General features: G+C 69.1%; 20 protein-coding genes. 11 read left to right on the top strand and 9 right to left on the bottom strand.

Features of this window, described 5'->3' with window-relative positions:
• Positions 1-34 precede the first annotated feature (34 nt).
• From INR38_RS20320 to hemE, 3 genes are all read right to left on the bottom strand, one after another.
• Positions 35-1171 carry an asparaginase gene (locus INR38_RS20320; RefSeq protein ID WP_013800315.1) on the bottom strand — a complete coding sequence of 379 codons (1137 nt, stop codon included), beginning with the start codon at positions 1169-1171 and terminating at the stop codon, positions 35-37.
• Between the two features lie 223 nt (positions 1172-1394).
• Positions 1395-3587, bottom strand: coding sequence for a primosomal protein N' (gene priA, locus INR38_RS20315; RefSeq protein ID WP_207444385.1), 2193 nt, complete (start codon positions 3585-3587; stop codon positions 1395-1397).
• Positions 3588-4112: 525 nt separating this feature from the next.
• Positions 4113-5225: a uroporphyrinogen decarboxylase gene (gene hemE / locus INR38_RS20310; protein ID WP_207444386.1), complete on the bottom strand. Its 1113-nt coding sequence runs from the start codon at positions 5223-5225 to the stop codon at positions 4113-4115.
• A 177-nt stretch (positions 5226-5402) separates the two neighbouring features.
• Between hemE and INR38_RS20305 the strand changes: the two genes are divergently transcribed.
• From INR38_RS20305 to INR38_RS20265, 9 genes are all read left to right on the top strand, one after another.
• The gene (locus tag INR38_RS20305; protein ID WP_063327655.1) at positions 5403-6392 is read left to right on the top strand and encodes a tripartite tricarboxylate transporter substrate-binding protein; all 990 of its coding nucleotides are present in this window, start codon (positions 5403-5405) and stop codon (positions 6390-6392) included.
• A 231-nt stretch (positions 6393-6623) separates the two neighbouring features.
• Positions 6624-7406, top strand: coding sequence for an enoyl-CoA hydratase-related protein (locus INR38_RS20300; protein WP_202759412.1), 783 nt, complete (start codon positions 6624-6626; stop codon positions 7404-7406).
• Positions 7407-7417: 11 nt separating this feature from the next.
• A complete protein-coding gene (gene paaI / locus INR38_RS20295; protein WP_034397981.1) occupies positions 7418-7885 on the top strand; it encodes a hydroxyphenylacetyl-CoA thioesterase PaaI in 468 nt (155 codons plus the stop codon).
• A gap of 11 nt (positions 7886-7896) precedes the next feature.
• Positions 7897-9201 carry a phenylacetate--CoA ligase PaaK gene (paaK, locus tag INR38_RS20290; protein ID WP_123695371.1) on the top strand — a complete coding sequence of 435 codons (1305 nt, stop codon included), beginning with the start codon at positions 7897-7899 and terminating at the stop codon, positions 9199-9201.
• Between the two features lie 17 nt (positions 9202-9218).
• The gene (locus tag INR38_RS20285; protein WP_063327653.1) at positions 9219-9878 is read left to right on the top strand and encodes a TetR/AcrR family transcriptional regulator; all 660 of its coding nucleotides are present in this window, start codon (positions 9219-9221) and stop codon (positions 9876-9878) included.
• A 35-nt stretch (positions 9879-9913) separates the two neighbouring features.
• A complete protein-coding gene (locus INR38_RS20280; RefSeq protein ID WP_013800322.1) occupies positions 9914-11065 on the top strand; it encodes an ABC transporter substrate-binding protein in 1152 nt (383 codons plus the stop codon).
• 83 nt (positions 11066-11148) lie between these two features.
• Complete coding sequence (locus INR38_RS20275) at positions 11149-12177, top strand: branched-chain amino acid ABC transporter permease (protein WP_012202505.1); 1029 nt, start codon at positions 11149-11151, stop codon at positions 12175-12177.
• On the top strand, positions 12174-14066 hold the full coding sequence (locus tag INR38_RS20270; RefSeq protein WP_207444387.1) for a branched-chain amino acid ABC transporter ATP-binding protein/permease: 1893 nt from the start codon (positions 12174-12176) through the stop codon (positions 14064-14066). The genes INR38_RS20275 and INR38_RS20270 overlap by 4 nt, the downstream gene beginning before the upstream one ends.
• On the top strand, positions 14063-14806 hold the full coding sequence (locus INR38_RS20265) for an ABC transporter ATP-binding protein (protein WP_097204432.1): 744 nt from the start codon (positions 14063-14065) through the stop codon (positions 14804-14806). Before INR38_RS20270 ends, INR38_RS20265 begins: the two co-directional genes overlap by 4 nt.
• A gap of 69 nt (positions 14807-14875) precedes the next feature.
• On the opposite strand, the gene INR38_RS20260 is transcribed toward INR38_RS20265, so the two are convergent.
• The 4 genes from INR38_RS20260 to INR38_RS20245 all read right to left on the bottom strand — a co-directional run bounded on the left by INR38_RS20260 (position 14876) and on the right by INR38_RS20245 (position 19039).
• Positions 14876-15847, bottom strand: a complete 972-nt coding sequence (locus INR38_RS20260; protein ID WP_013800325.1) for a tripartite tricarboxylate transporter substrate binding protein — start codon at positions 15845-15847, stop codon at positions 14876-14878.
• A 104-nt stretch (positions 15848-15951) separates the two neighbouring features.
• Positions 15952-16218 carry a DUF2783 domain-containing protein gene (locus INR38_RS20255; protein ID WP_013800326.1) on the bottom strand — a complete coding sequence of 89 codons (267 nt, stop codon included), beginning with the start codon at positions 16216-16218 and terminating at the stop codon, positions 15952-15954.
• Positions 16219-16249: 31 nt separating this feature from the next.
• Positions 16250-17941, bottom strand: a complete 1692-nt coding sequence (locus tag INR38_RS20250; protein ID WP_207444388.1) for an FAD-dependent oxidoreductase — start codon at positions 17939-17941, stop codon at positions 16250-16252.
• Positions 17942-18073: 132 nt separating this feature from the next.
• A complete protein-coding gene (locus INR38_RS20245) occupies positions 18074-19039 on the bottom strand; it encodes an MBL fold metallo-hydrolase (protein WP_013800328.1) in 966 nt (321 codons plus the stop codon).
• Positions 19040-19188: 149 nt separating this feature from the next.
• Between INR38_RS20245 and INR38_RS20240 the strand changes: the two genes are divergently transcribed.
• A complete protein-coding gene (locus tag INR38_RS20240) occupies positions 19189-20007 on the top strand; it encodes an IclR family transcriptional regulator (RefSeq protein ID WP_174549409.1) in 819 nt (272 codons plus the stop codon).
• Between the two features lie 19 nt (positions 20008-20026).
• Here INR38_RS20240 and INR38_RS20235 read toward each other — a convergent pair whose 3' ends face one another.
• Positions 20027-21859 carry a methyl-accepting chemotaxis protein gene (locus INR38_RS20235; RefSeq protein ID WP_071953737.1) on the bottom strand — a complete coding sequence of 611 codons (1833 nt, stop codon included), beginning with the start codon at positions 21857-21859 and terminating at the stop codon, positions 20027-20029.
• Positions 21860-22166: 307 nt separating this feature from the next.
• Here INR38_RS20235 and INR38_RS20230 point away from each other — a divergent pair, with 307 nt between their 5' ends.
• A complete protein-coding gene (locus INR38_RS20230) occupies positions 22167-23000 on the top strand; it encodes a GNAT family N-acyltransferase (protein ID WP_043780457.1) in 834 nt (277 codons plus the stop codon).
• A 255-nt stretch (positions 23001-23255) separates the two neighbouring features.
• Here the strand turns inward: INR38_RS20230 and INR38_RS20225 are convergent, their stop codons facing one another.
• A complete protein-coding gene (locus INR38_RS20225; RefSeq protein ID WP_207444389.1) occupies positions 23256-23723 on the bottom strand; it encodes a CoA-binding protein in 468 nt (155 codons plus the stop codon).

Below are 23723 nucleotides of genomic sequence, written 5' to 3'. Positions count from 1 at the left end.
GGGAAGGCGCGCCAGCGCCTCAGGGGGTGCTTTATCAGTACTCCCAGAAGATGCGCTGCAGCTGCTTCGTGTCCTGCGTCTTGGTCAGGGCCACGGCCGCCAGCAGGCGCGCCTTCTGCGGGTTCAGGTCATGGGCGACGACCCAGTCGTACTTGTCATCGGGCTGCTCGGCATTGCGCAGCACGAAGCCGGCCGGCACGCGCGAGCTGCGCACCACGATCACGCCCTTTTGGCGCAGTTCGTTGAGCTTGGGCACGATGCGGTCGGCCACCGAGCCATTGCCCGTGCCTGCATGCACGATGGCCTTGACGCCGGCCTTGCCCAGCGCGTCGATGGCCGTGGCGGGCACGTTGCCGTAGCCATAGACGATGTCCACGGCGGGCAGGTCGGTGATCTGCTCGATGTTGAACTCGCTGCCCCTGGTGTGGCGCTTGACGGGGGCGCGGAACCAGTAGGTCTTGCCCTCGACCACCATGCCCAGCGGGCCCCACTGGCTGGCGAAGGCATTGGTCTTGATGTTGGTGAGCTTGGCGACATCGCGCGCGGAGTCGATGTTGTCGTTCATGCTGACCAGCACGCCCTTGCCCGCCGAGTCCTTGGACGCGGCCGTAGCCACGGCGCCCAGCAGGTTCAGCGCGCCGTCGGCCGAGATGGCCGTGCCGGGGCGCATGGAGCCGACCATGACGATGGGCTTGTCGGTGGGCACCACCAGGTTCAGGAAGTAGCCGGTTTCCTCCAGTGTGTCCGTGCCGTGGGTGACGACGATGCCGTCCACGCCAGGCTGCTTGGCCAGCTCGTTGACGCGGCGGGCCAGCGTCAGCAGTTCCTTGTTGGTGAAGCTCTCGGAGGCGATCTGGAAGACCTGCTCGCCGGACACGTTGGCGATGTTGCTCAGCTCGGGCAGGCCGGCCAGCAGCTTGTCCACGGGCACCTTGGCGGCCGTGTAGGTGGCGCTGTTGACGGCGCTGGCGCCCGCGCCGGCAATGGTGCCGCCCGTGGCCAGGACGACCACGTTGGGCTTGCCGGCCTGTGCGGTGGGAGCGGGTGCAGGGGCGGCGGCCGTGGCGGGCGCTGCGGCTGCGGGGGCCTGGCTGGCGCCGGGCTGGGACGCGCAGCCTGCCAGCGCAAGCGCGACGGCCATCAAGGTCATACGGAAGGGGGTGAACGGCATGTATCGCTCCTGGAAAGGCATTGAATGATCCAGCCTTGTGGGCTGAATGCGGCACGATGCAATAAACATGCCCCGCCTGCATCAGCGCAAATCCCGATGGGAGCCGCGCGGCGAATGCGCTAAAAGCGCTTCCGAAAAAGGAGCGGTGAACGCTTTGCGGGATTGCGCCCAAGGCCTGAAAGGCTTGAGGTTTTTTGGGGCCGTTCCAAAGGCCGTGCCACGCTCAGATGGCCAGCGGGTCCACGTCTACCAGCCAGCGCACCAGGGCGCGGTGCCCGGGCTGTGCCCTGATCCAGTGCAGGTGCGCCTGCCAGGCCCAGAGAAAGCGCAGCAGGGCGGGCCGCTGGGTCGACTCGATCAGCATCTGCGCGCGCTCCACATTGGCCACGCGCTGCACGGACATGGGAATGGGCGGGTAGAGAAAGACATCGTCCACATGGGGCAGGCCGGCCTGGCGGGCGGCCTCGGCCGCAGCGGACAGGAAGGCCTGGGCGGCTTCCTGCGTGCGCGCATCGGCCCGCACGATGGCCTGGAAGGCGAAGGGCGGCATGCCCGCATCGCGCCGCTCGCGCAACTGGCGCGCGGCGAAGGCCGGGTAGTCGTGCGAGCGCAGCGCGGTGTAGACGGGGTGGGACGGGTCGTGCGTCTGTATCCACATCTCCGGGTGGCTGCCCTGGGCGGCCACGTAGTGCGCGTCGCGTCCTGCGCGGCCGGCGGCCTGCATCAGCAGGCTGAACAGGCGCTCGGGCGCTCGGTAGTCGCTGGAGAAAAGAGCGCTGTCGGGCTGCACGGCGGCCACCAGGGTGATGCGCCGGAAGTCATGGCCCTTGGCCACCATCTGGGTGCCCACCAGCACGTCGATGTCGCCCGCATGCACCTGGGCCAGTTGCTCCTCCAGCGCGCCCTTGGCGCGCGTGGTGTCGGCGTCGATGCGCGCCACGCGGGCGGGCTCGCGGTCGGGGCGCTGCACATTGCGCAGCAGGCGGGCCAGTTCTTCCTCCAACTGCTCCGTGCCCTTGCCCAGCGGCAGGATGTCGGGATTGCCGCAGCCGGGGCAGGCCATGGGCACGCGCTGGGTGTAGCCGCAGTGGTGGCAGCGCAGCGTGCGGTCCGCCTTGTGGAAGACCTGGTGGGCGCTGCAGTGCGGGCAGTCGCTTTTCCAGCCGCAGTCGGCGCAGAACAGCACGGGCGCGAAGCCGCGGCGGTTGAGCAGCACCAGGCTTTGCTCGCCGCGCTGCACGCGCTCGGTGATGGCATCGATCAGCGGCGGCGAGAACACGGCCTTGCGCGGCTGCTGGCCCATGTCCACCAGGCGCACGCGCGGCAGGGCGGCCGCGCCGATGCGGCTGGGCATGTGCAGGCGCAGGTAGCGGCCGCCCTGCGGCTCGTCGGCATTGGGCGGGCGGCTGGCGTGCCAGCTCTCCAGCGACGGCGTGGCGCTGCCCAGGATGACCTTGGCGCCGGTATCGCGCGCACGCCAGATGGCCAGGTCGCGCGCCGAGTAGCGTGCGCCTTCCTGCTGCTTGTAGCTGGCGTCGTGCTCCTCGTCCACCACGATCAGCGACAGGCCCGGCAGGCTGGCGAAGACCGACATGCGCGTGCCCAGCACGATGCGCGCCACGCCGGTGTGCGCGGCCAGCCAGCTCTTGAGCCGCTGGGGGTTGGTCATTGCGCTGTGCATGCTGACCACGCAGTCGGCGCCGTACTGCGGCGCGAAGCGCTCCGTGAAGCGCTGCTCCAGCTGGGGCGTGAGGTTGATCTCGGGCACCATCACCAGCACTTGGGCGCCGGGGTCGGCGTCCAGTGCTGCCTGGGTGGCTCTCAGATAGACCTCGGTCTTGCCGCTGCCCGTGCTGCCGAAGAGCAGAAAAGGGCCGGGATGGGCGGCGATCTGCGTGAAGACGTCGGCCTGCTCGGCGCTGAGGACGATGGGGGGAATGTCTGCGGCGGCCGAGGCCGGTGCGAGCGCTGATGCAGGCGCACTGCCAGGCGCCTGTTCCTCTTTTGCAGCCTTGGCCGCTCTCTTCGCCGCGGCCTTGGTCGGCCTGAGCCGGCGCGCCAGTTGCTCGGCCGTCATCTCGCGCAGTTGCGGGGGCAGGGCCGTCACGGCGATTTCGCCCACGCTGCGCTGGTAGTAGTAGGCGGCGAAGGCCACCAGCCGGCGCCAGGCGGCCGGCAGCGGCGCAATGCCCTGAAGCACTGCGGCGACGGGGCGCAGTTCCACGCCTTCGGGCATGGCGGCGGGGCGGGGCGGGGCGTCCCAGACCACGCCCAGCAGGTCCCGGCGACCCAGGGGCACGCGCACCAGGGTGCCGGCCTCCAGGGGCTGGTCGCAGGTGTAGCTCAGCAGCTCGCCCACGGCGCTGTGCGCCGGCGTCTGGACGGCGACATGGACGGTGTGGGCGGGGAGGGACATGCGAATGCGGGGAAAGCGGGGCCTGAAAACGCGGGCGCCGCACGGCAGGACCTGCGGCAACCAAGCCGCCAAGCATAAGCCTTTGGCGCTGTCCGGAGCCTGGGTGCGGCGTTCTACACCAGACGCCCCGGCCGGTGACTGCGGGTTTCTGGGTATATCGTCAATTTCTGTGGATAACTTTGTGGGGATTATTCGGATCTATGGGCATGCACCTGCTTATCCGGCCTTGCCAATCGGTGCATGCTGAAAATGTTGCTATCAAAAAATTTATTCAAAAACAATGGCTTATATCGATATGTCGCCGGCGTGCAGGCGCGGATGACAACTGCAACTCCTAGGGCCTCGCTCGGATTTTTCTGTGCATAAGATGGTCTGTGGCCATCTTGTGCAGCAAGCGGCTGTCGGGTACCCGGCTTGTGGACAGCGGGGCCTTGCCGGGCCGTTGGCGGCCCCGGCAGGGGCCGGCGCTGCGCTGGCGTCCGGCCCTGGGGTTCGGGAGAAGCGGGGGGCGGGGAGGCGGCTCGATCAGCGCTGGCGCAGGGCGCGCGAATGGCTGTGCACGGTCTCCACCAGGGCCGCCACGTGCTCGGGCGGCGTGAACTGGCTGATGCCGTGGCCCAGGTTGAAGATGTGCGTGGGGCCCGTGGTGGTCCTGTCGGTGTGCGGGGCGCCGAAGCTGTCGAGCACGGCGCGCGCCTGCTCGGCCACGCGCTCGGGCGGTGCGAACAGCACATTGGGGTCGATGTTGCCCTGCAGCGCCTTGCCGGGTCCGCCCACCTCGCCGCCGACGATGGCGCGGGCGCGGGCCAGGTTGGCCGTCCAGTCCAGGCCCAGCACCTCGCAGTCCAGGTCCTTCATGTCGGGCAGCCAGATGCCGCCGCCCTTGGTGAAGACGATGCGCGGCACGTCCTGCCCATCGGCGCCCGTGCGCTTGAGTCCGGCCAGCACGCGCTTGGTATAGGCCAGGCTGAATTCCTGGAAGGCGCCGTCGGCCAGCACACCGCCCCAGCTGTCGAACACCATCACGGCCTGGGCGCCCGCATCGATCTGGGCGTTGAGGTAGGCGGCCACGCTGTCGGCGTTGATGGCTAGGATGCGGTGCATCAGGTCGGGGCGCGCATACATCAGGCTCTTGACCAGGCGGTAGTCGTCGCTGCCCTTGCCCTCGACCATGTAGCAGGCCAGGGTCCAGGGGCTGCCCGAGAAGCCGATCAGCGGCACGCGGCCATCGAGCGCGCGGCGGATGCTGGTCACGGCGTCGAACACATAGCGCAGCTTGTCCATGTCGGGCACGGCCAGCTCGGCCACGGCGGCCTCGTCGCGCACCACCTTGGCAAAGCGCGGGCCTTCGCCTTCTGCAAAGGACAGGCCCAGGCCCATGGCGTCGGGCACGGTCAGGATGTCGGAGAACAGGATGGCCGCGTCCAGCGGGAAGCGCTCCAGAGGCTGCAGCGTGACCTCGGTGGCGTAGTCTACGTTGGTGGCCAGGCCCATGAAGCTGCCGGCCCGGGCGCGCGTGGCCTTGTATTCGGGGAGATAGCGGCCCGCCTGGCGCATCAGCCACAGCGGCGTGTAGTCGGTGGCCTGGCGCCGGCAGGCGCGCAGGAAGGTGTCGTTGGTCAGGGGGGCGAAGCTCATGGTGGGCGATTGTCGCCGAGTCGGCTTCGCCAGGCTGTCGCGATGCCCGAGCGGCGCAGGGCGTCTTGCCTCGGGTTAACCCTGGTCAATATCGGCGGCAACGGGCTTTTTGAGGCCGCTACATTGTGCGGCGTGCGTTCCGCACGGGAATCCGTCCATGCAAGGAGAGAGTTTGCGATGCAGCGAAGAACCCTGACCCAGATCCTGGCCCTGGCCCCGGCTGTTTCGGCCGCCAGCTGGCTGGCTGGAAGTGCCACGGCGGCCGAGCCGCTGTTTCCGGGCAAGGCGCCGCTGCGCATCGTCGTGGGCTACCCGCCCGGTGGCGCCACCGACCGCGTGGCGCGCATCGTGGCCGACAAGCTGCAGGCGCGCGTGGGCTCGCCCGTGGTGGTGGAGAACAAGCCCGGCGCGGGCGGCCGTCTGTCGGCCCAGTATGTGAAGAACGCGCCGGCCTCCCAGCCCGCGCTGCTGCTGGCCAACCCGGCCGTGATGCTGGTGGCGCCCCTGGTGTTCCCCGACTCGGGCTACGACCCCGACAAGGACTTCCGCCCGGTCAGCGAGGTCAATCGCTACGAATTCGGCGTGGCCGTGGCCAGTGCCGTGCCCGTCAGGCAGCTGTCGCACCTGCTGGCCTGGCTGCGTGCCAATCCGCAGCAGGCCAACGTGGGCGTGCCGGCCACGGGCAGCCTGCCGCACTTCTTCTCGCTGATGCTGGGCGAGGCCGCCAAGGTCCGCACCGAAACCGTGGGCTACAAGGGCTCGGCCCCGCTGCTGACCGACCTGGTGGGCGGCCAGGTGCCGCTGGCCATCGACACCTTCGACGTGCTGCTGCCCCAGCACGAGGCCGGCAAGATCCGCGTGCTGGCCGTGTCGGGCGAGCGCCGCAGCACCATGGCGCCGGACATTCCCACGCTCAAGGAATCGGGCCTGAACCTGTCGGGCATGGGCTGGAACACCTTGTTCGCGCCGCAGAGCATGGCGCCCGACGTTGCCGAGCGCCTGTCGCGCATGGTGCAGGAGATCATGAAGGAGCCCGACACGCGCCAGAAATTCGAGGCCAGCCGGCTCACCCCGGTCTCCAGCAGCAGCGCGCAGACGGCCGAGATGCTCAAGGCCTACCGCGCGCAGTGGACGCCGGTGGTGCAGCGCTCGGGCTTCAAGCCCTGAACCTTCAAGAAAAATGGCCCGTGCGGGCCTTTTTTCATCGCCGGGCCGCCCCAAGATGAAAAACGCCCCCTCGGGGGGCAGCGTGGGGGCCTTTTTTCATGGGGCCTAGGGGTTTCCTCGGTGCCTGGGCGCTTGTGGTGGAAAGGGTCTGGCGACTAACATTTACCGACCATTCGGTAAATTATGTTTGATCTGCCGCATAAAGACGGCAGACAGGCCACGGAGACTTCCATGCCCCCATCGCTGGTTCTGGTTGAGCAGCAAGACGCCGTCCGCACCCTGGTGCTGAACCGCCCCGACGCGCTCAACAGCTTCAACGCGCAACTGCACGAGCAGCTGCTTTCGGCCCTGGAGCAGGCCGCCGGCGATGCCTCGGTGCGCTGCGTGGTGCTCACGGGGGCGGGGCGCGGCTTTTGCGCGGGCCAGGATCTGTCCGACCCCGAGGCCGCGCCCGACCAGAACCTGGGCGACCTGATCGAGCGCCGCTACCAGCCGCTGTGCCTGCGGCTCAAGTCCATGCCCGTGCCCGTGGTGGCCGCCGTCAATGGCGTGGCCGCAGGTGCGGGCGCCAATATCGCGCTGGCCTGCGACCTGGTGCTGGCCGCGCGCTCGGCCAGCTTCATCCAGGCCTTTGCCAAGATCGGCCTGGTGCCCGACTGCGGCGGCACCTGGCTGCTGCCGCGCCTGGTGGGCCGTGCGCGCGCCCTGGGCCTTGCGCTGCTGGGCGACAAGCTGCCTGCGGCCGAGGCCGAACGCATGGGCCTGATCTGGCGCTGCGTGGAAGATGCCGATTTGCGCAGCGAAGCCCAGGCCCTGGCCCAGCGCCTGGCCGCCATGCCCGTGCGGGCCCTGGCGCGCACGCGGGAGGCCATGGACTCTGCCCAACTGCTGGACTACGAGCATGCGCTCACGCGCGAGGCGCGCCAGCAGGGCCAGCTGGGCGCGGCCCACGACTACCAGGAGGGCGTGGCCGCCTTCCTGGGCAAGCGGGCTGCCGTGTTCTCGGACCGTTGAGGAGCGGCGCCATGCAAGACACCCATACCCCGGACGAAGCCGCACAGCGCCTGGCCGAACAGGTGCGCGACGGCATGCTGGCGCGCGACCGCGCCGCGCAAGGCCTGGGCCTGCGCATCACGGACATTGCCCCCGGCGCGGCGCGCATGGAGATGGCCGTGCGCGACGACATGCTCAACGGCTTCGACATCTGCCACGGCGGCTTCATCACGGCGCTGGCCGACACGGCCTTTGCCTATGCCTGCAATGCGCGCAACGAGATGACGGTGGCCTCGGGCCTGAGCGTGGACTTCGTCGCGCCCGGCCGGCCCGGCGACGTGCTCACGGCCCAGGCCCGCGAAGTCTCGCGCGCAGGCCGCACCGGCGTCTATGACGTGCAGGTCACCAACCAGCGCCAGGAAGTGATCGCGCTGTTCCGTGGCCGCTCGCACAGCTTCAAGGGCCGGCCCACCGTTCCCGGCCTGACAGAGCCCGCCTGAAGAGGTCCGCCATGTCCCTGCAGCGCCTCGCCCCCGGCGAACTCGACCCCATCGAAACCGCCAGCCGCGACGAGATCGCCTCGCTGCAGCTGCTGCGCCTGCGCTGGTCGCTGCAGCACGCCTACGACCATGTGCCGCACTACCGCCGCGCCTTCGATGAAAAGGGCGTGCACCCTTCCGACCTGCGCACGCTGTCCGACCTGGCCCGCTTTCCCTTCACCACCAAGAAGGACCTGCGCGAGAACTACCCGTTCGGCATGTTCGCCGTGCCGCGCCAGAAGGTGGCGCGCGTGCATGCCTCCTCGGGCACCACGGGCAAGCCCACGGTCGTGGGCTACACGTTGAATGACATCGACAACTGGGCCAACCTGGTGGCGCGCTCCATCCGCGCGGCGGGCGGGCGGCCCGGCGACATGGTGCATGTGGCCTATGGCTACGGCCTGTTCACGGGCGGCCTGGGCGCGCACTACGGTGCCGAGCGCGCGGGCTGCACCGTGGTGCCCATGTCGGGCGGGCAGACCGAAAAGCAGGTGCAGCTGATCCAGGATTTCCGGCCCGACATCATCATGGTCACGCCCAGCTACATGCAGGTGATCGTGGAGGAGATGCAGCGCCAGGGCCTGGACCCGCGCGCAAGCTCCTTGAAGATCGGCATCTTCGGCGCCGAACCCTGGACCGAGGCCATGCGCCGCGAGATCGAGGGCAAGGCGGGGCTGGATGCCGTGGACATCTACGGCCTGTCCGAAGTCATGGGACCGGGCGTGGCCAGCGAATGCGTGGAGAGCAAGGACGGGCCGGTGATCTGGGAAGACCATTTCTATCCCGAGATCATCGACCCCGACACGGGCGAGGTGCTGCCCGACGGAAGCGAGGGCGAGCTGGTCTTCACGTCGCTGTCCAAGGAAGCCATGCCCATCATTCGCTACCGCACGCGGGATTTGACGCGGCTGCTTGCGCCGACTTCGCGCAGCTTCCGGCGCATGGGCAAGATCGTGGGGCGCAGCGACGACATGCTCATCATCCGCGGCGTGAACCTGTTTCCCACGCAGATCGAGGAGATCGTGCTGCAGAACGCCCAGCTGTCGGGCCAGTACCAGCTGGTGGTCACGCGCGACGGCAACCTGGACCGGCTGGCCGTGCGCTGCGAGATGCAGCCGGGCACGCAGGGCGACACCGAGGCGCTGGCACTGTGGGTGCAGCAGCGCATCAAGACCCTGGTCGGCGTGAGCGCCGAGGTCGAGGTGCTGCGGCCCGATTCCATAGAGCGCACCCTGGTGGGCAAGGCCCGCCGCGTGATCGACCACCGCAGCCGCTGAGCGCGCACAGGAGTCCCATGGCCCGAGGCCGATCTTCCGGATACGACGACCAGCGCGAACTGATCCTGGGCCATGCCGCCGCGCTGTTCGCGCGCAGCGGCTACCCCGGCACTTCGATGAACGAGGTGGCCCAGGCCTGCGGCCTGTCCAAGCCCACCATCTACCACTACTTCCGCGACAAGTACGCGCTGCTGGTGGACATCACCGATGGCCACATGACGCGGCTGCAGGCCCTGGTGGACGAAGTGCAGTCCATGGGCCTGCCGCCCGAGCCGCGGCTGCGCATGCTGATCGAGCGCTTCGTGCAGGAGTACGCCCATGCCCGCCATGCCCACCGCGTGCTGACCGAGGACGTGCGCTTCCTGCAGGACGACGACCGCCAGCGCGTGCTGGGCAAGGAGCGCGCCGTGGTCGAGACATTTGCCCAGGCGGTGGCCCAGCTGCGGCCTGACGCCGATGGCGCGGGCCTGTCCAAGGCGCTGGCCATGCTGCTGTTCGGGATGATGAACTGGATGTTCACCTGGCTGCGGCCCGACGGCTCGCTGGACCACGAGGCCATGGCCCCCGTGGTGGCCGACCTGTTCCTCGGAGGCCTGCCGGCCGTGCAGACCCCAGGCAAACCCGGGCATCAAACCGCTGGCAAAAAAATAGTTACCACGGTAAATTGTGGCGCCTGAAGGTGCCACGCCCCATCCAACACAAGGAGACAGACATGAAGCGTTTGACGAAACTGGGCCTGCTGGCCGCGACCCTGGCCACGGTCTGGGGCTCGGCCCTGGCCGACATCAATGTGGGCGTGGTGGTCTCGGCCACCGGACCGGCGGCCTCCCTGGGCATTCCCGAAAAGAACACCGTGGCGCTGATGCCGCGCACGGTGGCGGGCCAGAAGGTCAACTACATCATCCTGGACGACGCCTCCGACACCACGGCGGCCGTGGCCAACACGCGCAAGCTGATCAGCGAGAGCAAGGTCGATGTCATCCTGGGCTCCAGCATCACGCCCAACTCGCTGGCCATGGTGGACGTGGTCTCCGAGGCCAAGACGCCCATGATCACGCTGGCGGCCTCGGCCAAGATCGTCGAGCCCATGGATGCCAAGAAGTTCTGGGTCTTCAAGACGCCCCAGCACGACGCCATGATGGCCGCCGCCATCGGCGAGCACATGGCCAAGGCCGGCATCAAGACCGTGGGCTACATCGGCTTCAACGACGCCTACGGTGAAAGCTGGCTGCAGGAGTTCCGCAAGGTGGCCGAGGCCAAGGGCATCAAGCTCACCGCCACCGAGGCCTATTCGCGCAGCGATACCTCGGTCACGGGCCAGACGCTCAAGCTCATGTCCGCCAAGCCCGATGCGGTGCTGATCGCAGGCTCGGGCACGCCGGCCGCGCTGCCGCAAAAGTCGCTCAAGGAGCGCGGCTACCAGGGCAAGATCTACCAGACCCATGGCGTGGCCAATGCCGACTTCCTGCGCGTGGGCGGCAAGGATGTGGAAGGCACGCTGCTGCCCGCCGGCCCCGTGCTGGTGGCCCACCAACTGCCCGACAGCAACCCGGTCAAGAAGTCTGCCGTCTCCTATGTGGAGGCTTACGAGGCCGCCAACGGCAAGGGCACGGCATCGACCTTTGGCGCGCATTCCTGGGATGCGGGCCGCGTGCTCGAAGCGGCGATTCCCGCCGCGCTCAAGAAGGCCCAGCCCGGCACGGCCGAGTTCCGCGCCGCCCTGCGCGATGCGCTGGAGCAGACCAAGGACGTGGCCGGCGCCCACGGCATCTTCAACATGACGCCCACCGACCACCTGGGCCTGGACCAGCGCGCGGCCGTCATGGTCAAGATCGAGAACGGCACCTGGAAGTACCAGCCCTGAACCTGCGGGCCTGAGGCCGCAGCGGCTGCCGCACCTGGCGGCGGCCGCTGTGGCGCTCGGCCGCGCCTGCTCGAAAGTCGATCATGGATCTGCAAATCGCCCTGCTGCTGGGGCAGGACGGCATCGTCAACGGCGCCGTCTACGGCCTGATGGCGCTGGCCCTGGTGCTGGTGTTCTCGGTCACCCGCATCATCTTCATTCCGCAGGGCGAGTTCGTCGCCTTCGGCGCGCTCACCCTGGCCATGATGCAGGCCGGCCGCGTGCCCACCACGCTGTGGCTGCTGCTGGCCCTGGCCGCCGCCGTGCTGGTGGTGGACCTGCTGCGCTGGCGCGCGGGCAGCCAGGTGAGCTGGCCCGCCACCTTCCTGTGGTGCCTGGCGCTGCCGGCCATTGCCGTGGCCCTGGCCTGGGGGCTGCGCCCGTCCTCGCTGATGCTGCAGGCGCTGGCCACCCTGGTGCTGATCACGCCCATGGGGCCGCTGCTGTACCGCCTGGCCTACCGGCCGCTGGCCCATGCCTCGGTGCTGATGCTGCTCATCGTCTCGGTGGCCATGCACGGCGTGCTGGTCGGCCTGGGGCTGCTGTTCTTCGGTGCCGAAGGCTCGCGCACCCCCGCATTTTCCGAGGCGCAGCTGCGCCTGGGCGACATCACGATTTCGGGCCAGTCCCTGGTGGTGGTGGGCGTGACCCTGGTGCTGGTGGCCCTGCTGTTCGTGTTCTTCGAGCGCTCCATGATCGGCAAGGCGCTGCGCGCCACCGCCATCAACCGCGTGGGCGCACGCCTCATGGGCATTCCCACGGCCATGGCCGGCGACGTGAGCTTTGCGCTGGCCGCGCTGATCGGCGCCATCTCCGGCCTGCTGATCGCGCCGCTGACCACGGTGTACTACGACACCGGCTTTCTGATCGGCCTCAAGGGCTTCGTGGCCGCCATCGTGGGCGGGCTGGCCAGCTACCCGCTGGCCCTGGCCGGCGCGCTGCTGGTCGGGCTGCTGGAGGCCTTCTCGTCGTTCTGGGCCAGTGCCTACAAGGAGGTGCTGGTGTTCACGCTGATCATCCCGGTGCTGTGGTGGCGATCGCGCAATAGCCACCATGTGGAGGAAGAAGAATGAGCGCCCCCGTTTCCTCGCAGGCCACGGCGCCTGCCAAGGCCGCCTCGGGCGGCATCAGCACGCGCGTGCTCACGGTGGCCGCCATTGCGCTGCTGGCCGCGTCCTGGGGCTTTCTGCCTGATTTCACCGTCGTCATCCTCAGCTACATCGGCCTGTTCGCCATGGTGGCCGCAGGCCTGGTGATGCTGACCGGCGTGGGCGGCATGACCTCGTTCGGCCAGGCGGCCTTCGTGGGCATCGGCGCCTATGCCACGGCCTGGGTCTGCACGGCGCCGGCCTCGGTGGCCGCGCTGGGCGGGCTGGTGGGCGCGGCGGGCCTGCCCTGGGTGGGCCTGGCGCTGGGCCTGCTCATCACCTTCGTCGTGGCCTGGCTGCTGGGCGCGGTCACGGTCAAGCTGCAGGGCCACTACCTGCCGCTGTGCACCATCGCCTGGGGGCTGAGCCTGTACTACCTGTTCGGCAACATGGAATTCCTGGGCGGGCAGACCGGCATCACGGGCATTGCGCCGCTGGTGATCGGCGGCGTCTCGCTGGCCTCGCCGCGCGCCATGGGCGTGGTGATCTGGGCCGTGCTGCTGGTGGCGCTGTGGCTGCTGCACAACCTGCTGGACTCGCGCGAGGGCCGGGCCATCCGCGCGCTGCGCGGCGGCCGCGTCATGGCCGAATCCATGGGCATCGACACAGCGCACTACCGCGTCAAGCTCTTCGTGCTGGCGGCCTTGCTGGCCACTCTGTCGGGCTGGCTCTACGCCCACATGCAGCGCTTCGTGAGCCCGGCGCCCTTCAACCTGAACGTGGGCATCGAGTACCTGTTCATGGCCGTGGTCGGCGGCGCCGGCCACCTGTGGGGCGCCGTGCTGGGTGCCACGCTGATCACCCTGGTCAAGCAAAAGCTGCAGGACATATTGCCGGCCCTGCTGGGCACCAGCGGCAACTTCGAGGTCATCGTCTTCGGCCTGCTGATGGTGCTGGTGCTGCAGCGCTTTGCAGAAGGCCTGTGGCCCACGCTGCAGGCGCTCACGGCGCGCTGGGTGCGCCGGCCCGTGTCCGATCTGAAGCTGGCGGACGCGGCGCCGCTGGCGCAGCGCGCGCTGCCCGCTACGGGCCAGGTGCTGCTGGCGGCCGAGCATGTGACCAAGCGCTTTGGCGGCCTGGTGGCCAACAACGATGTGGCCATGACGCTCAAGGCCGGCGAGGTGCATGCGCTGATCGGCCCCAACGGCGCGGGCAAGAGCACCTTCTTCAACATGATCTCGGGCGTGGACTCGCCCACCGAGGGCCAGGTCCGCTTCATGGACCAGGCCATGAACGATGCGCCCTCGCGCCGCTTCGCCGCCCTGGGCCTGGGCCGCACCTTCCAGCATGTGCGCCTGCTGGGCCAGCGCAGCGTGCTGGAGAACGTGGCCGTGGGCGCGCACCGGCGTGCGCACCGGGGCTGGCTGGCCTCCATGCTGCGCCTGGACCGGGCCGAGGAGGCCTCGGTGCTGGCCGAGGCGCGCCGCCAGATCGAGCGCTGCGGCCTGGGCGCCTTCGCCGATGTGCCGGCCGCCTCGCTGGCCCTGGGCCAGCAGCGCATCGTGGAGATCGCACGCGCCCTGGCCGGCCAGCCTGCGGCCCTGCTGCTGGACGAGCCGGCCGCCGGCCTGCGCCACCTGGAAAAACAGGCCCTGGCCGACCTGCTGCGCCAGCTGCGCGCCGAGGGGCTGGGCATTCTCGTCGTGGAGCACGACATGGAGTTCGTCATGAATCTTGCGGACCGCATTACGGTGCTGGAGTTCGGCACCGTGATCGCCGAAGGCACGCCGGCCCAGATCCAGGTCAACCAGCGCGTGCTGGATGCCTACCTGGGCGGCGGCGACGACGACGAGGTAACCGGAGAGACGGCATGAGCGACACCCTTTTGCAGCTCAAGGGCCTGAGCGTGTCCTACGGTCCCGTGGAGGCCGTGCACCAGGTGGATCTGGATGTGCGCAGCGGCGAGATCGTCACCGTCATCGGCCCCAACGGCGCGGGCAAGACCACGCTGCTGTCGGCCGCCATGGGCCTGCTGCCCTCGCGCGGCGAGATCCATCTGGACGGCAAGCGCATCGCACGCCCCGGCGTCGAGGTCATGGTGGCCAACGGCGTGGCCCTGGTGCCCGAAAAGCGCGAGCTGTTCGGCGAGATGTCGGTGGAGGACAACCTGCTGCTGGGCGGCTTCTCGCGCTGGCGCCGGGGCCTGCGCGACCAGGCGCAGCGCATGGACGAGGTCTTTGCCATCTTCCCGCGCCTGAGGGAGCGGCGCCCGCAGATGGCCTCCACCCTGTCGGGCGGCGAGCGCCAGATGCTGGCCATCGGCCGCGCGCTGATGGCGCGCCCGCGCCTGCTGCTGCTGGACGAGCCCTCGCTGGGCCTGGCGCCGCTGATCGTGCGCGAGGTGCTGCAGGTCGTGGCCGGCCTGCGCGACCACGGCGTCTCGGTGCTGCTGGTCGAGCAGAACGCGCGCGCCGCCCTCAAGGTGGCCGACCGTGCCTACGTGCTGGAGATGGGCGCCGTGGCGCTCAGCGGCGCGGCCAGGGAGCTGCTGCACGACCGGCGCATCATCGATACCTATCTGGGGATGGGGCGCAGTGCGGAGGCGGTGGCCTGAGACGCAACCCCCCGCCACAACGAAAAAGGCTGCCGGACCGGCAGCCTTTTTGCATCTGCAGCGTGGCGCTCAATCCAGCTTGATGTTGTTGGCCGAGATCACCCGGCCCCACTTGCTGCGCTCGGCGCGCACGAACTGGCCCATCTGGTCGGCGCTGCCGGGCATGGGTTCCACGCCCATGGCGGCCAGGCGTGCCTTGGTGCGGGTGTCGGCCAGGGCCTGCTGCAGCGACTGGCTGAACTTCTTGACCACCTCGGCCGAGCTGCCCGTGGGCACGACGATGCCCTGCCAGGCATAGCCCTCGAAACCTTTCAGACCCTGCTCCTGCAACGTGGCGACCTGGGGCAGCACATCCACGCGGGCGGGGCTGGCCACGCCGATGGCCTTGAGCTTTTTCTCGCTCAGGAAGGGAATGATGGTGGCGCTGTCGGCCCACATGGCGGGAATCTGGCCGCCGACCACGTCCTGCACGGCCGGGGCGGCGCCACGGTAGGGCACATGGGTCATGTTGCTGATGCCCGCCTGTTCGCGGAACAGTTCGCCCACCAGGTGGTGGGGGCTGCCCAGTCCGGCCGAGCCCCAGCTCACGCCGGTCTTTTGCTGTTTGGCCCAGGCCAGGAATTCGGCGAGGTTGGTGGCGGGCACCTCGTTGTTGACCACCAGCAGCATGGGAAAGCGCACCAGCATGCCCACGGGCTTGAAGTCGCGCTCGGCGTTGTAGTTGAGCTTGCTGAACAGGAAGGGGTTGGCCGCCAGCGTGGCGAAGTCGGCCGTGAACATGAGGTTGCCGTAGTCGCGCGAGCGGGCGCTGTACTCGGCCGCGATGTTGGTGCCTGCGCCGGGCTTGTTGTTGATGACGATGACCCGCTCCATGTTGCGGCCCATGGCTTCGGCGATGACGCGGGCGACCACGTCCGAGCCGCCGCCGGCCGCATAGCCCACGACCCATTCCAGGGGCTTGTCCTGTGCCAGGGCGGCAGGCCCTGCGGCCAGGGCCAGGCCCGAGCAGGCCAGTGCGGCCAGAAACTGCTTGCGTTGCATCCTTGTCTCCATGTTGTATGCGGCGCCCTTGTGAGATGTCCAAGGTGTGAGGCGGGCGCCTTTGTGGGGATGGCAGGCCGTCGCACGGGCGGCGGCGCGCGGCTTCAGGCGGCCGCGTGTACCGGGGCGACCGGCGTCACGGCGCCGCGCTCGGCCGGGTCCGCGCCGGCAGGGGCAAGTCCTGCGCTGGCGCGGGCCAGTTCGAGCGCATGCAGCAAGGTGCCCTGGTGGCCGATGTGATTGGCCAGCAGCAGCACGAGGCGGGCATTGAGGGCATGGCTTTGCGCGGTATCGAGCCCCTGGTGGGTGGCGATCAGGGCTTCGTAGAAATCGTCGCAGGCCTGCAGGTTGGGGTGGGTGGACAGCAGCATGGCGGTCTCCTGTGGATGGGGCGTAAGAGGTTCAGGCCGTGGCGGCGGCGCCGCAGGCTCTTTGCAACGCGGCGCGCACGTTGGCTTCGTCGGGGCGGCGCCAGCGCGCGCAGACATGCTGGTCAGGCCGCAGCAGGTAGCTGGTGCCGGGGCGTGCATCCAGGCGTTTGGCCGCCAGGCCGCGCGCATCGATGAGGTCGGCGCCGTGCGCATGGGCTTCGCCCTCGGCTGCGATGGACAGGTTGAGCACGCCGGGCAGCGCCTGCGCCCAGGCCGGCGTGGGGCCGAAGTGCAGCAGCGTGAAGTCCGGTCCCAGTGCGCGCAGCAGCCAGGCCGTGCCGTCTGCGCCAGGCCGGCGCATGGGCGCATCGGCCAGCACGGCGCCGGGCATCTGCGTTCCGTCGAAGGTGTCGGTGTCGGGCGTGTTGAGCACGGAGCCGTGCAGCGTGGCCGGCACGGACAGCCGCCCGCTGTTGACGATGCGGCGCGCGAATTCATGGTCGCGCGCCAAGTCCAGCACGGCGTCGCGGAACAGGCGGCTGATCTCGCTCTTGGGCGTGATGAAGTCGGTGGCGCGCGTGGAGTTGCGGATGTTCTCGTCGGCCGCGTATTCGCGCTCGGCGCCGTAGGTGGCGATCAGCGAGGCATCGGCCTGGCCGCGCAGCACGCGGTCCAGCTTCCAGGCCAGGTTCTCGGCATCCTGCACGCCGCTGTTGGCGCCGCGTGCGCCAAACGGCGAGACGCCGTGGGCGCTGTCGCCCGCGAAGACCACGCGGCCGTGGACGAAGCGGTCCATGCGCAGGCAGGCGAAGGTGTAGACGCTGGCCCATTCCAGCTCGAAGGGCGCGTCCTTGCCCAGCAGGGCGCGGATGCGCGGCACGATGTTCTCGGGCTTTTTCTCTTCCTCGGGGTCCGCGTCCCAGCCCAGCTGGAAGTCGATGCGCCAGACATCGTCGGGCTGGCGGTGCAGCAGCACGCTCTGGCCCGGGTGGAAGGGCGGGTCGAACCAGAACCAGCGCTCGGTGGGGAATTCGGCGTGCATCTTCACGTCGGCGATCAGGAAGCGGTCGCGGAAGATGCGGCCATGGCTTTCCTGGCCCAGCAGGCCACGCAGCGGCGAGCGCGAGCCGTCGCAGGCCAGGACCCATTGCGCATCGATGCGGTAGCTGCCGTCAGGTGTCTCCACGGTCAGCAGCGCGCCCTCGGCCTGCGGCTCCAGTGCCGTGACCTTGCTGTGCCAGCGCAGGTCGATCAACGGCAGCTGCAGTGCGCGCTCGACCAGGTAGGCCTCGGCGTAGTACTGCTGCAGGTTGATGAAGGCCGGGCGCTCATGGCCGTCCTCGGGCAGCAGGTCGAAGCGGTACAGCGGCTGGTCCTTGAAGAAGACCTTGCCCAGGTTCCAGGACACCCCCTTGTCCACCATGGGCTGGCCCACGCCCAGGCGGTCCCAGATCTCCAGCGTGCGCTTGGAAAAGCAGATGGCGCGCGAGCCCGTGGACAGCCGGCAGTCGTTGTCCAGCAGCACCACGCGCTGGCCGCGCTGGGCCAGGTCGATGGCCAGCGACAGGCCTACGGGGCCGGCGCCGACGATGACCACGGGATGCCGGGCGGGCGTGTCCGCACCGGCGTCCTGGTCGGCATGGCGCTCGTAGGGGATGTGGATGGACTGTATGTCTGCGCCGCTGCCGCGCAGCGCTTGCAGGGAGATGGCGGGGTGGGACATGGTGTTCGTCCTCTGGCGTGGGCAGTGTGGAAAAAAGGGCGCAGCCATCCCCGCCGGCGCGCCAGGGCGCCGGTTCACGGACGGGTGCGATGGGCGGGCGTGCCGGTGTTCAGGCCCGGACGCCGCCGTGCATCAGCCTTCGAGCGCCAGCCACATCTGGCGGTCGCGTTCGGCGGTCCAGATGCGCGGGTCGGCGTGGCCCGATGCCTCGTCATAGGCGCGGGTCACATCGAAGGGCATGCAGTGGTTGAAGATCACCCACTGGCCGTACTTGGGCTGCAGCTTGGCGAAGGCGGCCTCGTAGACCTTGCGCAGGTCCTGCTGGGCGTCGGCGCCGGCCTTGACCTCGGTCCACAGGTCGCTGATGAAGTCGCGCGTGCCGGCCAGGCCGGCCTGCACCTCGGCCGGCGTCTGCAGCGCGGCGCCCCGGCCGGGCACGAGCTTTTCGGGCTGCAGGGCGGCGATGGCGTCCAGCGTGTGCGGCCAGTCCTGGAAGTAGGCATCGCCCGCGTAGGGCGTGGCGCCGAACTCCACCAGGTCGCCGCTGAACAGCACCTTGTCCTGGGGCAGCCAGACCACGGTGTCGCCCTTGGTGTGGCCGCGGCCCAGCTGCAGGATCTGCACTTCCAGCTTGCCCAGCCACAGCGTCATCTTGCCGGTGAAGGTGAGGGTGGGCCAGGTCATGCCGTCGGGCACGCTTTCCACGTTCTGGAACAGGCGCGGGAAGCGGCCGATCTCGCTGGCCTTGTCCTGCTCGCCGCGCTCCACGATGAGGTCGTAGGTGTCCTGGCTGGCAATGATGTGCTCGGCGCCTTCCGCGAAGAAGGCCGAGGCGCCCAGCACGCGCACCGCGTGGTAGTGGGACAGCGTGACGTACTTGATGGGCTTGTCGGTGACCTCGCGGATGCGGCGGATCACGTCCTGGGCCATGACGGGCGTGGCCTGGGTGTCGATCACCATCACGGCGTCGTCGCCAATGATGATGCCGGTGTTGGGGTCGCCTTCGGCCGTGTAGGCGTAGGCGTGCTCGGAGAGCTTGTCGAAGCTGACCTGCTTGATTTCGAGGTCGGCGGCGGAGGCAAAGGTCTTGGTGGTCATGGGCATCCTGCTTTTGAGATGGACAAATGCATTTGTTTTTATCGAATGCCTGAATGCTAGGGAAAAATTCAACATTGAACAATTCATTTGACATAGTGAAAAACCCTCGGAGCCGCAAACTCCGGGTTCCAGCCTTCACAATGCCTGCCATGTCCGATGCCGCCTCCTCCCCGAACGACCCCGTCTTCCCCTCCGACAGCGCCGATGACGAGCCCGCGCGCGGCCCGCGTGGCATCCAGAGCGTGGAGGTCGGCGGCCAGCTGCTCAAGGCGCTGGCGCGCACCGGCCGGCGCATGGCGCTGAAGGATCTGGCGCGCGAGGCCGGCATGACGGCGGCCAAGGCCCATCCCTACCTGGTGAGCTTCTGCAAGCTGGGCCTGATGGAGCAGGACCGCGCCAGCGGCCACTACGGCCTGGGGCCGCTGGCCATACAGATGGGGCTGATCAGCCTGCAGCAGGCCGATCCCGTGCGCCTGGCGATTGCCGAGCTGCCCGCGCTGGCGCAGGAGGTGGGCAGCACGGTGTCGATTGCCATGTGGAGCGGCCAGGGGCCGACCATCATCCGCGTGGAAGAGGGGCCCACCCATGTCTATGTGGCCATGCGCCACGGCACGCCCGCATCGCTGCGCCACACGGCCACGGGAAAGATCTTTGCGGCCTTTGGCGAGCCCGGGCGCATCGCGCCCCTGCTGGACGCGGAAGGCCACAGCCTGGAGGAGCCCGCCTTTGCAAAGGAGCTGGCCGCCATCCGCGCCAGCCGCCTGAGCCGCGTGGAGAACCAGCTGCTGTCAGGCGTGAGCGCGCTGGCCGTGCCGGTATTCGACGGCTTTGGCCAGCTGGTGCTGGCCATTGCCGCCATCGGCCCTTCGGCCACGCTGGACCTGGACCTGCAAGGCCGGCCGGCCCTGCTGCTGCAGGCCCAGGCGCGCAGCCTGTCCCAGCGCCTGGGAGCGCCGGCCCAGGCCTGAGCCCGTCGCTTGCTGCGGCTCAGTTGGTAAGCAGCAGCTGATCCCGGGCAGGCGCACGCCCTTCCAGCGTGAAGCCGGCCACCGTGCGCGACAGGTGGTGGGCCTGCTCGTTGAGCACGGACGATGCGGCGGTGGACTCCTCCACCAGCGCGGCGTTCTGCTGCGTGGCGCGGTCCATGTCGGCCACGGCCTGGTTGATCTGGCCGATGCCCACGCTCTGCTCGGTCATGGCGCCGTTGATCTCGACAATGATCTGGGAGACGCGCTGGATGCCATCCACGATCTCGCCCATGGTCTGGCCGGCGGCGCGCACGCGGTCCGTGCCCATGGCCACGCTGGCGCCGGAGGCGTCGATCAGGGTCTTGATCTCCTTGGCGGCCGCCGCGCTGCGGTGGGCCAGGCTGCGCACTTCTGCCGCCACCACGGCAAAGCCCCGGCCCTGCTCACCGGCGCGGGCTGCCTCGACGGCGGCATTGAGCGCCAGGATGTTGGTCTGGAAGGCGATGGCGTCGATGACGCCGATGATCTCGCCGATCTTGGACGAGGCCTTGGAGATGTCGTCCATGGTGCTCACGGCGCTGCCCACCACGTCGCCACCCTTGGTGGCCGAGCTGCTGGCCGACTGGGCCAGGCGCGTGGCCATGGCGGCCGCCTCGGCCGACTGGCGCACATTGGCCGTCAGCTGCGACAGCGAGGCCGAGGTCTCCTGCAGGCTGCTGGCCGAGGACTCGGTGCGGTTGGACAGGTCCAGGTTGCCCAGCTTGATCTCGTCGGTGGCGGTCTTCATGGACTCCACGCCGTTGCGCACATCCTTGAGCACGGTGCCGATCTGCTCGACGAAGCCGTTGAAGGACGAGGCGATCTGCGCCACTTCGTCATTGCCCGACACCGGCAAGCGCTGCGTCAGGTCGCCGCCGCCCGAGCCGATCTTGTCCATGGCGTCGCGCACCTGGGACAGGCGCCGGAAGGACTGGGCCGTCAGCGCCGCCGCCACGGCCGTGGCCAGGCAGGCCAGCAGCACGATGGCAATGGCAAGCGTCTTGAGCACGCTTTGCAGTCCGGTCGTGGCCTCGGCCTTGTCCAGCGCCACCACCAGCAGCCAGTCCGTGCCCTGCACCGGGCGGGCCTTGAGCAGCTTGGCGCTGCCGCCCAGGTTCACTTCCAGCGGCGCCGTGGCGCTGGCCAGCGCGGTCAGCGCGGCCGGCGTCAGCAGCTCGGAGAGGTCGGAGGTGGGCTTGAGCAGCAGCTTGGCATCGGCATGCGCCAGCACCTGGCCGTCACGGCTGACCACGAAGCCCAGGCTGCCGGGCGTGGGGCGGATGGCCGAGACCACCTCGCGCACGCCCTCCAGCGGCACGGCGCCGCTGATCACGCCCTGCAGCGCGCCGCCGCGCAGCATGGGCGCCACGAAGGCCACATAGGGCACGCCCGTGGTGGAGTCGCCATAGGGCTTGGTCAGTGTCAGCTTGCCGGCCTGCACGGCGCTCTTGTACCAGGGGCGGGCCGTGGGGTCGTAGTCGGGCGGGGTGCTGGTGGTGGACTTGAAGGTCTTGTCCTGCCAGCCCACCGTGGTGATGGGGAAGCCGCTGGCCTGGCCCATGTGGGCGGCAAAGCCCTGCGGGTCGCCATGCTCGATCACGGCGGCGGCGGCGCTGACGGCGCGCGCCTTGGAGGCCACCCACTGGTCGATGGCCATGGTGTTGCCTGCGGTGATGGCGTCCAGGTCCTGTTCGATGGTCTGGAACGTGCTGCCGCGGACGATGTGGTACGTGGCGGCCCCCGTGATGGCAAGGGCGCCGACCACGGTGGCTGTGCTGATGGCAAGAATCTTGGAGCGAAGGGTCTGGAGCATGGCGCGGCAAGGGAAGACTGAGGACTCCGCAAGCCGCGATGGCCGGGCATGCGGCCCTGTCATTAACGCACAATTTGTTTCATTCTTGACGACATGCCAACCCTGGGATGGCGTGCACCAACTTGCGCGCAACACCTGTCATAGAGGCATTTGCTGCAGTGCACCATTGCAGTGCGGTGTGACATGTTGCTGTAACGCAACCGTCGCGGGACTTTCATGGCGGCTTTCCACAATGGCGGCACGCAGGCAAACCGAGTGGCACAGGCAGGTCACCGACTGCGTCCAACATGACGAGGAAGGCGGGCATATGGACGTTCTTGACACCCTTCGCAACGCGGCGATCGACGTCGCCAAGCCCCCGCTTTCCGCGCTTCTCCAGCCACCCCAGGCCGCAGACAAACCGCTGCGGCTGGACGTGCGCTGGGCCCGGCACCTTGACGAAGTGCGACAGGTGCAGCGCCTGCGCCACGCGGTGTTCGCCGCCGAGATGGGCGCCGTGCTGCAGACGCCGCTGGCCGGGCACGACATCGATGCCTTCGACGACTTCTGCGAGCACCTCATGGTTTGCGATGCCGACAAGGGCGTGGTCATCGGCACCTACCGCCTGCTCACCCCCACCCAGGCGCTGCGCGCCGGCGGCCTGTACTCCGACCAGGAATTCGACCTCGCCCCGCTGCACGCCTGGCGCCCGCGCATGGTGGAGCTGGGCCGCAGCTGCGTGCACGCATCGCACCGCCAGGGCGGCGTGATCCTGGCGCTGTGGGGCGCCCTGGCCGAATTCATGCAGCGCAACCAGCTGGACGCCATGGTCGGCTGCGCCAGCATTCCCATGCAGTACCCGGGCCTGGCCCACGGAGAGGGCCCGGCGCGCGTCTGGCAGCAACTGCGCCAGACCCATCTGGCCGAGCCCGAGCTGCAGGTGCGTCCCCGCGTGGCCCTGCCCGAGGAGTTGGCATCGGTCAGCACCAGCGGCATGAGCGTGGAGCCGCCCGCGCTGATCCAGGGCTATCTGCGCACGGGCGCCAAGGTGCTGGGCGCGCCGGCCTGGGACAGCGACTTCAACACGGCCGACCTGCCCATCATGATGCGCATGCAGGACCTGCCTTCGCGCTACATGCGCCTGTTCACGCGGCGCGGCTGAGGCCGTCCCGGCGCTTGGGGGGAATCGGGGGATTTTCGGAAAGAGAGGGCGGATCCGGCTTCTTGTGCAGTGAGCCGGACCGTGATGTGCATCACAGGGCTGTCACAAAGACCGTGCATGATGCTGGATGTGGGCTGAAGCAGACACCCGGACGGAGGCAGGTAACCTGCACCGGACTGACCGGGCCTTGGTCCACGCCAATTGCAGGCCGCAGCCTTTCAGGGGCTGCGGCCTTTTTCATGGGCAATTCCTGTGCTACCGGGCAGCGGCTGGGGCATCGGCCAGCAGGCGCTGGTGCTCGATCTTCACGCAGCGGTCCTGCACGGTCCACAGGCCTGCAGCGCGGGCCAGTTCCAGGGCTTTGTCGTTGACCACGCCCAATTGCAGCCACAGGCAGCGCGCGCCGATGGCAACGGCCTCGGCGGCCAGCGGCGGGATGTCCTCGCTCTTTCGGAAGCAATCGACCATGTCGATGCGCAGGCCCTGTGCGGCCAGCGCGGCCGCAGCGTCGGCCAGGCTGGCATGGACGGGCTCGCCCAGGATGCTTCCGCCTTCGCGTGCCACCACGGGGTTCACGGGAACGATGCGGTAGCCGTGGCGCTGCATGTACTGCGAGGCCTGGTGGCTGGGCCGGTCGGGCTGCGGCGACAGGCCGACCAAGGCCAGGGTGCGGCACTGCACGAGGATGTCGCGCAGGCGGGAGTCTGTGGCTGTATCACTCAT

Source organism: Delftia sp. SD018 (assembly GCF_017355445.1).
In the GTDB taxonomy this organism is placed as follows: Bacteria; Pseudomonadota; Gammaproteobacteria; order Burkholderiales; family Burkholderiaceae_C; genus Comamonas; species Comamonas acidovorans.
This window is presented reverse-complemented; position numbering and strand designations above follow the sequence as displayed.

Bases quoted from the DNA above. Each gene is read 5' to 3' on its own strand.
- INR38_RS20285 (WP_063327653.1), top strand. From the start codon at position 9,219: ATGGCCCGAGGCCGATCTTCCGGATACGACGACCAGCGCGAACTGATC.
- INR38_RS20320 (WP_013800315.1), bottom strand. From the start codon at position 1,171: ATGCCGTTCACCCCCTTCCGTATGACCTTGATGGCCGTCGCGCTTGCG.
- INR38_RS20305 (WP_063327655.1), top strand. From the start codon at position 5,403: ATGCAGCGAAGAACCCTGACCCAGATCCTGGCCCTGGCCCCGGCTGTT.
- priA (WP_207444385.1), bottom strand. From the start codon at position 3,587: ATGTCCCTCCCCGCCCACACCGTCCATGTCGCCGTCCAGACGCCGGCG.
- INR38_RS20225 (WP_207444389.1), bottom strand. From the start codon at position 23,723: ATGAGTGATACAGCCACAGACTCCCGCCTGCGCGACATCCTCGTGCAG.
- INR38_RS20245 (WP_013800328.1), bottom strand. From the start codon at position 19,039: ATGACCACCAAGACCTTTGCCTCCGCCGCCGACCTCGAAATCAAGCAG.
- INR38_RS20275 (WP_012202505.1), top strand. From the start codon at position 11,149: ATGGATCTGCAAATCGCCCTGCTGCTGGGGCAGGACGGCATCGTCAAC.
- INR38_RS20255 (WP_013800326.1), bottom strand. From the start codon at position 16,218: ATGCTGCTGTCCACCCACCCCAACCTGCAGGCCTGCGACGATTTCTAC.
- INR38_RS20270 (WP_207444387.1), top strand. From the start codon at position 12,174: ATGAGCGCCCCCGTTTCCTCGCAGGCCACGGCGCCTGCCAAGGCCGCC.
- INR38_RS20240 (WP_174549409.1), top strand. From the start codon at position 19,189: ATGTCCGATGCCGCCTCCTCCCCGAACGACCCCGTCTTCCCCTCCGAC.
- INR38_RS20280 (WP_013800322.1), top strand. From the start codon at position 9,914: ATGAAGCGTTTGACGAAACTGGGCCTGCTGGCCGCGACCCTGGCCACG.
- INR38_RS20235 (WP_071953737.1), bottom strand. From the start codon at position 21,859: ATGCTCCAGACCCTTCGCTCCAAGATTCTTGCCATCAGCACAGCCACC.
- INR38_RS20230 (WP_043780457.1), top strand. From the start codon at position 22,167: ATGGACGTTCTTGACACCCTTCGCAACGCGGCGATCGACGTCGCCAAG.
- INR38_RS20265 (WP_097204432.1), top strand. From the start codon at position 14,063: ATGAGCGACACCCTTTTGCAGCTCAAGGGCCTGAGCGTGTCCTACGGT.
- paaK (WP_123695371.1), top strand. From the start codon at position 7,897: ATGTCCCTGCAGCGCCTCGCCCCCGGCGAACTCGACCCCATCGAAACC.
- hemE (WP_207444386.1), bottom strand. From the start codon at position 5,225: ATGAGCTTCGCCCCCCTGACCAACGACACCTTCCTGCGCGCCTGCCGG.
- INR38_RS20300 (WP_202759412.1), top strand. From the start codon at position 6,624: ATGCCCCCATCGCTGGTTCTGGTTGAGCAGCAAGACGCCGTCCGCACC.
- paaI (WP_034397981.1), top strand. From the start codon at position 7,418: ATGCAAGACACCCATACCCCGGACGAAGCCGCACAGCGCCTGGCCGAA.
- INR38_RS20250 (WP_207444388.1), bottom strand. From the start codon at position 17,941: ATGTCCCACCCCGCCATCTCCCTGCAAGCGCTGCGCGGCAGCGGCGCA.
- INR38_RS20260 (WP_013800325.1), bottom strand. From the start codon at position 15,847: ATGCAACGCAAGCAGTTTCTGGCCGCACTGGCCTGCTCGGGCCTGGCC.